The sequence below is a fragment of the Acinetobacter sp. YH12152 genome, from assembly GCF_013418285.1.
Classification (GTDB): Bacteria; Pseudomonadota; Gammaproteobacteria; order Pseudomonadales; family Moraxellaceae; genus Acinetobacter; species Acinetobacter amyesii.
In genome coordinates this window covers 23,850-37,053 of sequence record NZ_VPCH01000039.1, presented here as the reverse complement: position 1 = coordinate 37,053, position 13,204 = coordinate 23,850, and the positions used below count along the sequence as shown (strand labels likewise).

Here is a 13,204-nt window from a genome sequence, read left to right as displayed (position 1 = left end):
TTAAGTTCTTTATCCGACATAGACACCAACATATCAAACCGTCCGCTAACGAAATTGCAAAAGTGCATATTCTAAAAGCGGACATTTTTACTTTGGAGAAACCGGACATTTCTATTTTGGAGTTACAAGAGATGTTTCGTATAAGAGATTTTATGTTAAATAGATTTATTTTGTTCTGTAATGTGGATCACTTCTAATAATTATTTGTTCAAAGTTAGCCTCATAAAATTGAGAAATTTTTTCAACTTTAGAGCGTATTAGAAGACTTTTGTCCAAATAAATTACTAGTTTATTTAATTTTGAATTAAAAATAGCTCTTCCTCTTGGAATTTCTTCATATTCTATATATTTCAAATCATTCATCCTGCTTTGAAGAACTTTCCAATACTCTATATGAGCATAATTACTATCGGCTAACCCTATAGAGTCAATATCTGAAAGAGCGAAATCATGTGCAACTCCTAAGACCTCATCTTTCCAATACCAAAAAATTCCAATCTTCATATGGCATACCTATCTTTATATAATATTCTATATACTAGACCTCTTGCGTTAGTCAAAATTTAATCAGTGATAATTGTTGATTTTTAAATAAATATCAAAGTCTAAAATAGTTAAAAATGATACTTTCGCAAGAGGCCTAATATTAACTTTATTTAATGGATATAAAAATTGATTGAATACACGCCAAAATTGGAAAAGTTAAAAGAGTATTTAGACCACTTATCTGTTGCTGAAAAAGAATGTTTACATGATTTGAGTTACCCATTTATCCCTAATTTTGATCCTTTATTTGATTTCTCGAAGAATAAAGTGCTTATAGTTGGTCAAGAAACTAAAGGATGGCAAGGGCGGTTAAAAGATTTCCTAAATGATGATATTAGCTTTGAAAATGTGATTAAAAAAAGTAAAGACCGCCATGCTGAATTATATGGACAAACAAAAGATCAAAGTCGTTTTCTTCAATTTTTGAGGATAGTTAAACAGATTAATAATAATGAACCTGTACAGTGGTTAAACTTTTACTTCTTTGACTATAAGAAAAAGTCTTTTAATACATTCAGGAAGAAATCTGAATATGAAGAAATTTCCGTACATCTAGAAAAATTATCTATTCAAAATTTGTCTGAGCAAATAAAACGATTAAAACCTAAAGTTATTTTTTTCACTGGTCAATATCACAATAATTTCCCTAAACTTGAAGAAAGTTTAGAACTCTTAAGCAACGAGAAAATAATGACTGGAGAGCATGTAGATAAATTTACTATGCGTATCTGGAATAATGAAACCCTTGTACTTCGAGTGCCTCATCCAGCCCATTGGAGAGCATCTTCAAATGAAGCACGAAAGGTAGCATTGAAATACTTTAAACTTTTTGATGCAAGCAAAAATATTGATGATTTTAAAGCTCAAATTAGAGTTAGTAATTGATATCATTTTTACTAATATTTCTAAAATCAACCTAATACACCTTATACGAAATTAAAAATGGGAGCCTAAGCTCCCATTTTTATTGATGATTTTTTAATTCTTTGAGCATAGCATCCCGTAAGATTTCATTCATACGTGTTTGATAACCTTTTCCCTGTGCTTTGAACCAAGCAAGCACATCAGCATCTAACCGAATTGAAGTTTGTTGCTTTACTGGACGATAGAATTGATTGTGGAGTACAACATTACTCCAGTCGGTAATTTCAGGAATATCTGATAGATCTAGCTGATCGTCAGGAACCGTTCCCTTAGCAAGCAAGCGTTCAATTTCAGCATCTTGCTTGTCGCTGAATTTTTCATTCAGTTCTTTGCGTGAGTATCTAACCATGCTCATATTTATCTCGCTCTGCTTTAGTTACCTGTCTTGCACTAATGATTCGTATGATTTCACAGTCATCTTCATCAAAGATGGTATGAGCTACTAAGAGCATTAGTACGCCTTTCACTTTTCCAATGGTCTGCCAACGTTCTTCGCCATCGGTATGTCTGTCCTGGATTGAGATCCTTAGAGGATCTTCAAAAACAAGGCTTGCTGTTTCGAAAGAGACATCGTGCTTTTTCTGATTCTTTCGATTCTTTGCCTCATCCCATTCGAAATACTGTTCCATAAAAAACATTCAAATTTGTATATACAATAATGTATCACAAAATTGTATCACTCAAGCTGAAAAGCGTAATTTTTAGTCAAAATTATTGGCAAGAACTATCAAAAACGATCATAAAAAAGCCGACTTGTTTCCAAGTCAGCTTTTTGGGTTTGCGTCCCCGATTTTTTATAGCATAACTTTTTGAAATATAAAACTATTTTTATATGCGTTTCGTATAATCGCCATTATGTTAAATAGATTAAAATTGAGTCATTTATCTGAAAGGATTTTTAAGATATTCCTTTAATATAGAAATAATTAATAGTGTACTAATCAAAACTAGAACTGCTATAAGAATCCAAAACATACAAACCACAAATATTAAACATTAATAACACAATAATAATAATATTTTTCTGAGAATTAAGTAATTGATATTTAGATTATTTTACAAGTTCAGGTTTTTGTTAAGTTTTAATGGCTTTGTTGCATAAATATGTAAGCATCTGATTTAAATAAATTTAATTTTAGATCAAAAAATAATCAAAACTTTTAAAATCATATAGTTATGAAATCTTTGTGCAACAAAGCCATTCTTAATTGATGGAGATTTCACTTCACCTGGTAACAATATAAGCGTGTTATTTATTTTTTGGGATTTAGATGAGTTCCTTCTTCACTACTTTATTTTGGACTACTTATTTTGGCTTAGTTTTCTGTTGATTTGTTATTTATATCTCAAAAAGAGAAAAAATCGAGTCTAATCTATCTTGTAGCGTTCCTAAAATTAACATAATACACCTTATGCGAAATCAAAAAAGGGAGCTGTAAGCTCCCTTTTTTACTAATTTTTTTCAATTTTTAGATGTCAATCTAGGCTTCAATAAATTAAGCACCTAAACGCATTAATTTCTCTTGAATCGCATCGCTTACAAAAGCATTAAGAGAATTATCACTTGATGCTAAAACAGCTTTACGGTGTAACTCAGGACTAATACGGACATTAAATGTACCTTTGAATGGCTGATCGGGTTTTTTACCTAATTCAGCACAAGACTCTAAATATCCATCGACAGATTCCTGAAAAGCTTGTTCAAGAGTTTTTAATGTTTCTGCTTCATAAGTGATGAGATCACGGATAAATGCAAGCTTTCCAAATAACTCACCTGTTTCAAGATCAGGTTCAATTGTACCTAGATAACCTTTGTATTTTAAATAGCTCATAAAAATCCCTCCTGCTTGAGTGCCTGTTTTACAGATTTCAAAGCCCCACCTTTGATTTCATTTTCAGGGTGTGGCCTGTGCAGTAAAATCATGTGTTCAGTTTTCGTATTAAAAAAACGGACACGAGAGCCTGCCATTTCAAATTTTTCATAGCCGAGCTGATTCAGTAAAACGACTAAATCTTTATACGGAAATGTATTTTTTGAATTTCCAAATTTTTCCAGTAACTTTTCCGTTTTACCCATACTTCAGCCCTACTGCTATTGCAACTAAGTATAGTTACTTTTAAATAATAATTGCAACTATATTTAGTTGCAATTTCGTATAACAGCCCTTATGTTAAATCAGGTTTAAAACTTAATATCATGTGAATTAAAGTAGGTCGGATCAAACTCTATCTCTCCTATTTCATCTTCGATAATTTGTATGTAATCGTCATATCTTGGATGTTTGGGGTCTTGTAATGCATCTAAAATATCAAGATATCCAAAAATTCCTCCAATATCTTCAAATGGAGCATGATTTTGACCATCTATACAACATGGATATTTTTTATTTAAATCAGGAGATTGTCTGCTTTCTACAGTAATCAAATGTTCCCAACAATCGCCAAAATCATATGTATATATAATTTTTTTACCTACACGTAGAACTTCTTTCAATTTTTGTCTTTTATTGATCTTTTCATGCTTAATAGTCGTGAATTCATGTAAATGGCTATCTTCCCAATCAAAAGCGGATTGAATTGCCTTATGGAGCCTAGATAAAGTAGCTGCCGATGAAATTTGAATAGTTCTCCAGATTTCAGGATCACTACCTAGCAGACTAATTTTTAATTGAAAAACTTCATCAGAAGATTTGAGCTTTACAGTTCCCATAACAGCCTAGTTCTCAAAAAATAGTTTTAGTAAATCTAAAATTAACATAATACACGTTATACGAAATTCTTTAAATTTTCTATAAGCATCAATAGTTTAACTAAAGCCGTTTCAGTAAATAGCGCACTGAGACGGCTTTTTATTGATTCTTCACGTTTAACGCCTACTTTTTAAGCAATATTTCACGTTTTTTGTTAGTTAGATGCAACAATCATCATTTAAAGACGTAAAAAAGGCAGCTTCAGCTGCCTTTTGAAATCCCGAAAAATTAGATGCCGTATTTAACACGGTACGCTTCCATTTTCGCCAAGGCTTCAGTTTCGCCTTTTGCATCTAAGAAAGTCATTAAATCTTTCATAGTGATTAAAGCATGTACAGGAATTTCTAACTCTTTTTGTACTTCTTGAATCGCAGACAAATCGCCCTGACCTTTTTCTTGACGGTCTAGCGCCACCAATACGCCCGCAATTTGTGCACCGGCATTTTTCAGAATAGTCACTACTTCACGAATCGCTGTACCCGCAGTGATCACATCATCAATAATCCAGACTTTTTTACCTTCAACAGACGCACCAACCAATACACCGCCTTCGCCATGGTCTTTCGCTTCTTTACGGTTAAAGCCCCAAGGTACGCTCACACCATGGTTCTGTGACAGTGCGACAGCCGTAGCTGCTACAAATGGAATACCTTTATAAGCTGGGCCAAAGACCACTTCCACATTATCGCATTGTGTTAATTTAGCTGCATAGCCAGAAGCCAATAATGATAAGGCTTCACCATCGTTCAGTAGACCTGCATTAAAAAAATAAGGACTCACACGACCCGATTTTAAAGTAAACTCACCAAATTTAAGCACACCACGTGATAATGCGAGTTCGATAAAAGCTTGTGGATTAAATGCCGCTTGCGCTGTCATGAGGTGCTCCATTTTTTTAAGTTTGAGGTTAAACCTGAGCATGATACCAAAGAGTAGCTATCCAAGTGATCAAAAAATTTTACGTGTCGTTTCAATTAATGTGAATGGTCTGCGTTCCGCTGAAAAAAAAGGTATTTTTGACTGGATGGCAACTTCAGATGCCGATGTCATCTGCATGCAAGAAAGCCGCATTACCCATGAACAATGGACCGATAAATTTAAACCCGAAGGTTGGTTTACACACCTTTTCCCTGCAGAACGCCCAGGCTATGCCGGTACTGCGATTTATAGCCGCCTACCTTTTGTTTCAGTGACAGATGGTTTAGGTTTTGAATTGGCAGACACTCAAGGCCGCTTTATTTCTGCTGAGTTCGATTTAGGACTTGGACAAACTGCACATATTTGCTCGCTCTACCTGCCTTCTGGTTCATCGGGTGAAGAAGCTCAGGCGCGCAAAGACCTATTTTTAGGCGAATATCAACAAATTTTGAAGCAATGGCGTGCTGAAAATAAGTCAGTGATTGTTTGCGGTGACTACAACATCGTGCATAAACGTATTGATATTAAAAATTGGTCTGGGAACCAAAAGGCTTCAGGCTGCTTACCACATGAACGTGCATGGCTCGATCATATTTATGATGAGCTTGGCTATGTCGACACCTTCCGTGAGGTACGTAAAGAAGCCGAGCTTTACTCTTGGTGGTCTAACCGAGGACAAGCGCGTGCCAAAAATGTGGGTTGGCGTATCGACTACCATGCATGTTCACCAGACTGGAAAGAACGTACAGTCAATGCTTGGATATTTAAAGATGAATGGTTTAGCGACCACGCCCCTGTGATTATTGATTATAAAATTTAAGCTTCCAACAATTAATTGAGTAAACAATTGTTTACTCAATTAGAGCTTATTTCTCACATTACATGACGAATTTGTGGATTTATCTCATAACTTGAACATAGCATTATGGTCGCACGGCAAAGGGACATGTCAGGATGACATAAAAGGATTGGACGCCGAAGGAAGTATAAAAACAAACTAAATGATTTAGCTTGTTTTCAAGGATGTGACAATGGACGTTGGATTGAGACCCGCATGATCAGGATGATTAAATGCGGGTTTTCTCTTATCTAGCCCTTATATCTCTAGACTCAAAACTCCCCCAACTAAAACAGCTAAAAATTCGATCTGCACAGCATTTTCTTATTCTCGCTTTATTTCTACTTCTGACTGTGCAACCTTAAGCTGAATTTTCTTGTTATTGAATCGCTTTCTTTTCTGAGCATCGTTTTGTTCTGTAGGCTATTCTAAAAGACCAAAATGTCGTTTTGATGACAATACCCAATATTTATTACATGCGACTTTTACAGCAAAACATTTATTTCTCAATCCACATCAAGATCGAGCTTTGAGCATTGATGAATTAGCCTGTAGGATAATGCTGAAGTGTATTTTTATCTTATTGTTTGAATAATTGAGGACATCTGTTCATGCTTAAAATTTATGGCATCAAAAACTGTAATACCATGAAAAAAGCTTTCGACTTGCTCAACGAATTAGGCCTAAGCTACGAATTTCATGACTATAAAAAACAAGGTATTGATGCTGAAACCGTGAAAAAATGGCTCGATGCCAAAGGTGCTGATGTGATTCTCAACAAAAAAGGCACCACATGGAAAAAACTCAGTGAAGAAGAGCAACAGGCGGCCTTAGCCAGTGAAGAAAATTTGATTCAGTGTTTAACAGCGCATAGCAGTATGATTAAACGCCCTGTATTGGATACAGGTAGCGATTTATTGGTTGGCTTTGATGAAAGCGCTTATCGTGCGTTGAAATAAATTTTTTTATCACACTCATGCACGGCTCTAGTTCAATTGTGGCTGAAAATAGGCTATAAAAAAGCCTGACATCGTCAGGCTTTTTTGTTGGAATCACGTCAAATTAGTTGGCGCGGATCCATGTTTGGTTACGACCTAAAGCAGCAACACCAATAAAGCCGCGAAGCTCTAGTTTTTTGCCGCCATCAGCCAATTGACCTTTTAATTTGTAAGTTTTACCTGATTGAGGATCCAAAATTGAACCGTCTTCATAGCTTGTACCACCTACATTTTTAAGACCTGTCACAATACGTAAGCCTTTTAATGATTTATTGTGATATGGGCCTTCACATTTTTTACAAGCGTTCTCTTCACCTGGTGTCAAAACTGACTGAATGCTCGCAGAAAGCGTACCATTTTTTTGCTCAGTGAATTTTACAATCGCTTTTGGCTGCTTGGTTTTATCATCAATGGTTTTCCAAGTTGTACCATTTAGCGGATCTGCAGCATTTGCAAATGCGGCTAAACTCATCAATCCTAATGCTAGTGCAATTTTTTTCATTTTTGTTTATTTCCCTGGTCTGATATAGACGACATTAGTATCCAAAAGTCACAACAATTTATCAATTTTTGTATGTGACCGTTTAGTGTAACCTTGTAATTTGTGTTGGTAAATATGCTCACACGATTCCAAAAATAGAAAAAGATGGAAAGACAATGAAGATATCGCCACTGACGAAACAACTGATTACAGAAAGCATTTTAAAAACCACAATTCGTGGGCCGAGCCAATTCAATTTACCGCCCAATACTTTAAGGTTTGCTTTGGAACAAATGTGTCGTGCATTTCCCCAAAACCCCGATGTACAAATTCGTCCTATTCGCTTAGCCGGCTTAAAAGCCGAAGAAATCAAACCTCAACAGGCATCGACCCAACTCATTTTTCATATTCATGGGGGCGCATTTTTCTTGGGTTCGATGAACACGCATCGGGCGTTTCTGACTCAAGTTGCGGCACGCACGCAAATGCAAGTGTTACATTTGGATTATCCTTTATCCCCTGAAGCACAGTTCCCTGAAGCACTCGATGCCCTTTTTGATGTGTATGCGGTGTTATTAGATCAAGGGGTTCAAGCCAAAGATATTATTTTGTCAGGCGACTCTTGTGGTGCAAACTTGGCGCTTGCCTTAGCCCTTAAAATTCAACAGGAACAACTTCCACAAGTCAGTGGTTTGGTGTTAATGTCACCGTTTTTAGACTTGACGCTGAGCAGTGAGTCTTTGCGTTATAACCGTAAGCATGATGCGCTGTTAAGCATAGAAGCCCTCGAAACAGGCATTGATTATTATGTACCACGCTCGGTCGATCGAGCTGATCCATTGGTCTCGCCTTTTTTTGCCGAGCTCAAAGAACTACCTCCGATTCATATTCAAGTGGGTTCTAAAGAAATTTTATTGGATGATGCGCAGCGCTTTAAAGTCAAAGCAGAAGAAGCCGGCCTAGATGTCGAATTTATGCTGTACACTGGCATGTGGCATAACTTCCAAATGTTTAGCTCTTGGTTTGAAGAAGGACAACGTGCGCTGAGTGATTTAGCTGATTTTGCACACCGACTGGATCAGGACTAATCCGTGAAAACCAATTCCTGAAAACTGATCCCTGAAACTAATCAAAGTCACCATAAAAAAAGGTCAGCAGATGCTGACCTAAGAGGGAAATGTCATTCTGTTAAATGGCTTGAATTTGAGCCTGAGCTGTCGCCATTGCTTGTGCTTTCATGTCAGGTCCCATATTGACACCTTCGGCACGAATCACATCAATATCGCTAACACCTGTAAAATTAAATACGGCTTTTAATAAACCTTCTTGATAATCTACAGGGCTGTTATCGCCATACACGCCGCCACGACTGCTGGCAATATAGACTTTTTTATCACCTGCCAAGCCCACTGGACCTTGTTCTGTATATTTAAAGGTACGACCAGCAACACTGATACGGTCAATCCATGCTTTCAAAGTTGATGGCAAACCGAAGTTATACATAGCAGCACCAACCACAACCACATCGGCATCTAAATACTGTTGCAACAACTGCTCGCCTAAAGCCGATTGTTCTGCATTTTGACCCATCAAAATTTCACTGCTGAGATGTGGAATCTGCTGTACAGCTAAATCGAGATGTTGAACCTGTGCCGCATCACCATGTTTTTGCTGTAGCTGTTGTACAATTTCAGCGCTGAGTTGACGTAAAACTGAAGCGTCGCCCATGATGCTTGAATCAATATGCAGAATTTTCATGACTAAAACCTAAAGCTGTTGTTATTAACTTGAGCCTAGTGTAATCACTTTTCATAAATAGAATAATCCCGATCCTTATGACACTATGTTTTATTTTTAGAACAATCATTTTGAACTCGCAAAAAATTTAAAATTACTGAGCGGTTCTTGACCGTTATCAAGTGTAAATTTTCATGCTAATGTAAGCCTATAAAATGATATCTATATAAACTTTAAGAAAAAAACTGATAACTCGAACAGGGCAATGACACAGGATGACGGTGAAATCAAGCATACGTGACATGATCCTCCGCAATAGAATCGCCCAGTATTTACTGGAAGATGAAGTGGTGATGAATTGGAGTATCCTGAAAAAGTGTATGCTCATGCTGATGCTTGGCTCAGCCATTCATCTGCTTTGGATCATTTGGAAATTTTATGTTTATGTCACGCCAGAACTTTGGCAGTGGGTTAACCTTGAGCTCATCCACTCTCAATTGTGGACCAACATCGTCTTTTTTTGCTTAATGGTCCTGCTGATTTGGCCTTGCTATGCTGGAAAAGATAATCCCAAGATTCAGCTAATTTTACCTTATCTTTCGGTCGGCTTATTCGTCATTTCTTTATGTCGTGATGGTTATTTAATTGGCGTCATGAGTCCAGCCACTATGATCTCCTACGTGAGCCTTGTGACCGTTGGATTGGTACTATTTACACGAAAAATCGTCTATAGCATGCTGATTCCAGCCACGATTTTTTTATCCATTTGTATGTATTTAAGCATCCGCGGCATTATCCCCTATGCCCCGATTTTTCAACCTCATGCCTATGGCTATCAAAATAGTTTTTGGCTCTTCTCAATGATCTTTTTCATTGTTCCTATTTTATTAACCTGTTTGGCTTTATTTGAAATCTTACTCAGCCAATGGCGTCACCGAGAGCATCTGATTCAAAAACTTAGTCAAGTCGACCCACTGACCAATTTATTTAATCGACGCAGTATCAATCAGTGTTTGGAACAGCTCGATAGTGCTAAAACAGATACATATGCACTGGTCTTATTGGACTTAGACCATTTCAAACGCATCAATGATGAATATGGACACGATAAAGGCGATGAAACCTTGATTCTTGTCAGCCAAGTATTAAACCAACATTTACGCGGTAGTGATGTGGTTGGGCGGTTTGGAGGGGAAGAGTTTATTTTGGTGCTAAAAAATTCTAACTTAGAACAAGCGATATTCATTGCAGAGCGCTGTCGAAAAGCCATTGAGCAGCTTGAAATTTGGGGACATGATGGTCAGTCAATTCATGTGACAGCCAGTTTTGGTATTGCGATTTCTACGCCAGAATTGGTACCGCAACAATTGCTGACCCATGCAGATCAAGCGCTATACGCAGCTAAAGCTGGCGGCCGCAACATGGTGATGGCCTACACCGAACAACAAAGCTTTAGCCATTTGGTTTAAAACTTTTATACAGATCAGACGTGGCGTTGAGCTTTTAACGTGGATACTGTTCCATACGACGGACTGGCTGTTCCAGTTGAGCAGCCGCGATCCATGCCTCCACAGAAGGATGCTGCAAAATCTTTTGCATATAACGCTGTGTGTTGTCACTCACAGGTAACTGAAAGGTCTGTAAACGTGTTACCACGGGTGCAAAAAAAGCATCGGCAATAGTAAATTCACCGCATAGAAAGCCATCCACCGCAGGACGACTCGACCAAATCTGTTCGATTCGCGCTACTTCAGCACGCAATTCGGCATGTTCAGACCATAATATTTGACCATGGCGACCATAATCCGCCTGCAAATTCATACTGCATAAGCTACGCAATTGCATAAAACTACTGTGCATTTCCGCGCAAATACTCCGTGCCCATGCACGTTGTGTGGGATCTTTGGGCCACAGTGTAAGCTCTTGAAACTGCTCTGCCAAATATTCACAAATCGCCAATGAGTCCCAAATCATCACACCGTCATGTTGCAGTAGGGGCACCTTGCCATTGGCATGTAGGGCTAACATTTGCTGCTTGAACGCTGCGCCATCTGCTTCTTCAGAAAAAGGAATCAAGATCTCTTGAAAGGGTAAATTAAACGCGTGTAACACCAACCACGGTCGCATAGACCACGTCGAATAGTTTTTATTGGCAATATATAATTGCATCATTTTTATTCTCCACGCGATTTAAATTTTTCCAATTGCGCTAACAATTCTTTCTCGCTAAATGCGCCCGTCAAGCGCAGTCCACGTATCTCTTGATGCGCTGTATCTAAAAATAAATAGGTCGGTGGCCCTAAAATATCCCATTGATTGAGCAGTACTTGATGGGTTGCATCATACTGACTCAAATCCAACTTAATTAAGTAATACGGTGCCAAAGCCTGTTGCACTACTGTCGATTTTAAAACTTTATGTTCAATCGGCTGGCAGGCCACACACCAATCGGCATAGACATCAATAATTGCGGATTGACCTTGAGGAATTTCACTTAATAAACGTTGAAACTCTTCCGCTGTATGTGCCACATGCCAAGCACTTTGTTGTTGATTTTCTTCGACTAAAAAACGTTGGCTATGTTGATATTGACTGTACACAATATAAGGTACGGCGGCACAGAACACCAAGATATACAGCCATTTGAGCTGAGTACTGCGCCATAAAATGCGCCAAAGCACATAAGCGCTAAACACCAGACCCAGAGCAAGGGATAACCACTGTAACCAAGCTTCACTGATCAATGGTCGAATAAAATACAAAGCCAATGCCAACATAATGAAAGCAAAGAGCACCTTGATTTGATTCATCCACAAACCCGCTTTAGGCAATACCCGTGAGCCAAGGACACTGGCCAACAATAGCGGGGTCCCCATGCCAAAGCCGAGGGTGAATAACAATAACGCACCTTGCCACTGACTTTGGGTTTGGGAAATAAATAATAATGCGCCTGCCAACGGTGCTGTCATACAAGGACCGACCAGTAATGCTGAAATCATCCCCATGACCCCAGCGCCAACGAGACTACCGCCCTTTTGCATCGACTGAGCTTGGTCTAAGCGATTGACCCAACTGCGTGGCAATTTCAGTTCAAATAAACCAAATAAATTCAGGGCAAAAACCACAAAGAGTACGCTAAAGGCAATTAAGGTCGAGGGTTGTTGCAACCAACGCTGGAAATTCAAACCTGCAGACGACGCCACCAAGCCGAGAATGGCATACACCATCGCCATACTGGTGACAAAAGTCAGTGCAATCATCCATGCTTTTAAACCTCGGCTGTCGCGGACAATCAGTGAGGTTAAAATCGGCAGCATTGGCAATGAACAAGGGGTAAAAGCCAGCAAAAAACCCAGGCCAAAAAACAGCAAAAGTCCATAAAATATAGAGCTTTGCGCTAATTTTTCAGACCACATTTGGTCGCTTGCGGTATAGCGTTCAGAAGCCAGTGCAGCATTATCTGCCCTCTGCTGATCTAAACGATTCGCCGTAGGCTGTTCAGCATTATTTTCTGCTGCAAAGTCGAGTAAACGTTTGCTTGGAGTGGCTAGATTTTGCTGTGTGACCAAACCAGAAGCATCCGTTTCAAAGCTGATGCTCTGTGGTGGATAACACACCCGATCCTTGGCACAGCCTTGCCAACTGACTTGATAAGTCTGCAGTTTTTGAGTTGGAATTTTAAAACTCAACTGTTGGTAATACACCTGCGTATGACCATAGTTATCGTCTTTTAAATCCTCAGCAGCAGGCAAATCCAAAGCCAAAACTTGATTGCCCTGCTTCACCTCTATTTTGTGCTGATACAGATAATAATGCGCTGGAATATCCCAACTCAGCTCCGCCTGATCTGCACGATCGGAGACGACCGAGAAAGGAAAAGCATCTTCAGCTGAAAGTAATGCATCCTGAGCAGAGACGCCCATACTGAACGACAGCACAGCCGCTGCCGCAACATAAGTCCATTGTTTCATTCAGCTGAATTCATCCTCAGTCTGTATTTATACGTTTTAAA

16 protein-coding genes are annotated in these 13,204 nt (G+C 38.4%); 5 read left to right on the top strand and 11 right to left on the bottom strand.

The window, feature by feature from the left end; genetic code table 11:
- Window positions 1–165: 165 nt before the first annotated feature.
- Window positions 166–504 (bottom strand): hypothetical protein, encoded by a 339-nt coding sequence (locus FTU83_RS12405; RefSeq protein WP_062035473.1) that lies wholly within the window; start codon window positions 502–504, stop codon window positions 166–168.
- 168 nt (window positions 505–672) lie between these two features.
- On the opposite strand from FTU83_RS12405, the gene FTU83_RS12400 reads away from it, so the two are divergent.
- Window positions 673–1,431: a hypothetical protein gene (locus FTU83_RS12400; RefSeq protein WP_180106721.1), complete on the top strand. Its 759-nt coding sequence runs from the start codon at window positions 673–675 to the stop codon at window positions 1,429–1,431.
- Between the two features lie 79 nt (window positions 1,432–1,510).
- On the opposite strand, the gene FTU83_RS12395 is transcribed toward FTU83_RS12400, so the two are convergent.
- From FTU83_RS12395 to pyrE, 6 genes are all read right to left on the bottom strand, one after another.
- Window positions 1,511–1,825, bottom strand: a complete 315-nt coding sequence (locus tag FTU83_RS12395; RefSeq protein WP_057691017.1) for a BrnA antitoxin family protein — start codon at window positions 1,823–1,825, stop codon at window positions 1,511–1,513.
- Window positions 1,812–2,099 carry a BrnT family toxin gene (locus tag FTU83_RS12390; protein ID WP_039890878.1) on the bottom strand — a complete coding sequence of 96 codons (288 nt, stop codon included), beginning with the start codon at window positions 2,097–2,099 and terminating at the stop codon, window positions 1,812–1,814. Before FTU83_RS12390 ends, FTU83_RS12395 begins: the two co-directional genes overlap by 14 nt.
- 867 nt (window positions 2,100–2,966) lie before the next feature.
- Window positions 2,967–3,302, bottom strand: a complete 336-nt coding sequence (locus tag FTU83_RS12385; RefSeq protein WP_035270373.1) for a type II toxin-antitoxin system HicB family antitoxin — start codon at window positions 3,300–3,302, stop codon at window positions 2,967–2,969.
- A complete protein-coding gene (locus FTU83_RS12380) occupies window positions 3,299–3,547 on the bottom strand; it encodes a type II toxin-antitoxin system HicA family toxin (protein WP_044425274.1) in 249 nt (82 codons plus the stop codon). The genes FTU83_RS12385 and FTU83_RS12380 overlap by 4 nt, the downstream gene beginning before the upstream one ends.
- Before the next feature lie 105 nt (window positions 3,548–3,652).
- Window positions 3,653–4,180 (bottom strand): plasmid pRiA4b ORF-3 family protein, encoded by a 528-nt coding sequence (locus FTU83_RS12375; RefSeq protein ID WP_180106723.1) that lies wholly within the window; start codon window positions 4,178–4,180, stop codon window positions 3,653–3,655.
- A 268-nt stretch (window positions 4,181–4,448) separates the two neighbouring features.
- The gene (gene pyrE / locus FTU83_RS12370) at window positions 4,449–5,099 is read right to left on the bottom strand and encodes an orotate phosphoribosyltransferase (protein ID WP_180041430.1); all 651 of its coding nucleotides are present in this window, start codon (window positions 5,097–5,099) and stop codon (window positions 4,449–4,451) included.
- A gap of 40 nt (window positions 5,100–5,139) precedes the next feature.
- Here pyrE and FTU83_RS12365 point away from each other — a divergent pair, with 40 nt between their 5' ends.
- Window positions 5,140–5,958, top strand: a complete 819-nt coding sequence (locus tag FTU83_RS12365; protein WP_078193225.1) for an exodeoxyribonuclease III — start codon at window positions 5,140–5,142, stop codon at window positions 5,956–5,958.
- A gap of 629 nt (window positions 5,959–6,587) precedes the next feature.
- Window positions 6,588–6,935 carry a Spx/MgsR family RNA polymerase-binding regulatory protein gene (locus FTU83_RS12360; protein ID WP_180106725.1) on the top strand — a complete coding sequence of 116 codons (348 nt, stop codon included), beginning with the start codon at window positions 6,588–6,590 and terminating at the stop codon, window positions 6,933–6,935.
- Between the two features lie 103 nt (window positions 6,936–7,038).
- Here FTU83_RS12360 and FTU83_RS12355 read toward each other — a convergent pair whose 3' ends face one another.
- A complete protein-coding gene (locus FTU83_RS12355; protein ID WP_078193227.1) occupies window positions 7,039–7,476 on the bottom strand; it encodes a DUF2147 domain-containing protein in 438 nt (145 codons plus the stop codon).
- Window positions 7,477–7,631: 155 nt separating this feature from the next.
- Here FTU83_RS12355 and FTU83_RS12350 point away from each other — a divergent pair, with 155 nt between their 5' ends.
- The gene (locus FTU83_RS12350) at window positions 7,632–8,543 is read left to right on the top strand and encodes an alpha/beta hydrolase (protein ID WP_180022332.1); all 912 of its coding nucleotides are present in this window, start codon (window positions 7,632–7,634) and stop codon (window positions 8,541–8,543) included.
- 100 nt (window positions 8,544–8,643) lie between these two features.
- Here the strand turns inward: FTU83_RS12350 and FTU83_RS12345 are convergent, their stop codons facing one another.
- Window positions 8,644–9,213 carry an FMN-dependent NADH-azoreductase gene (locus tag FTU83_RS12345; protein WP_180106727.1) on the bottom strand — a complete coding sequence of 190 codons (570 nt, stop codon included), beginning with the start codon at window positions 9,211–9,213 and terminating at the stop codon, window positions 8,644–8,646.
- 281 nt (window positions 9,214–9,494) lie between these two features.
- Here FTU83_RS12345 and FTU83_RS12340 point away from each other — a divergent pair, with 281 nt between their 5' ends.
- Window positions 9,495–10,661 (top strand): GGDEF domain-containing protein, encoded by a 1,167-nt coding sequence (locus FTU83_RS12340; RefSeq protein WP_257222616.1) that lies wholly within the window; start codon window positions 9,495–9,497, stop codon window positions 10,659–10,661.
- A gap of 34 nt (window positions 10,662–10,695) precedes the next feature.
- On the opposite strand, the gene FTU83_RS12335 is transcribed toward FTU83_RS12340, so the two are convergent.
- Window positions 10,696–11,364, bottom strand: a complete 669-nt coding sequence (locus FTU83_RS12335) for a glutathione S-transferase family protein (protein ID WP_180022331.1) — start codon at window positions 11,362–11,364, stop codon at window positions 10,696–10,698.
- Between the two features lie 2 nt (window positions 11,365–11,366).
- A complete protein-coding gene (dsbD, locus tag FTU83_RS12330; protein WP_180106729.1) occupies window positions 11,367–13,163 on the bottom strand; it encodes a protein-disulfide reductase DsbD in 1,797 nt (598 codons plus the stop codon).
- Between the last annotated feature and the right edge of the window lie 41 nt (window positions 13,164–13,204).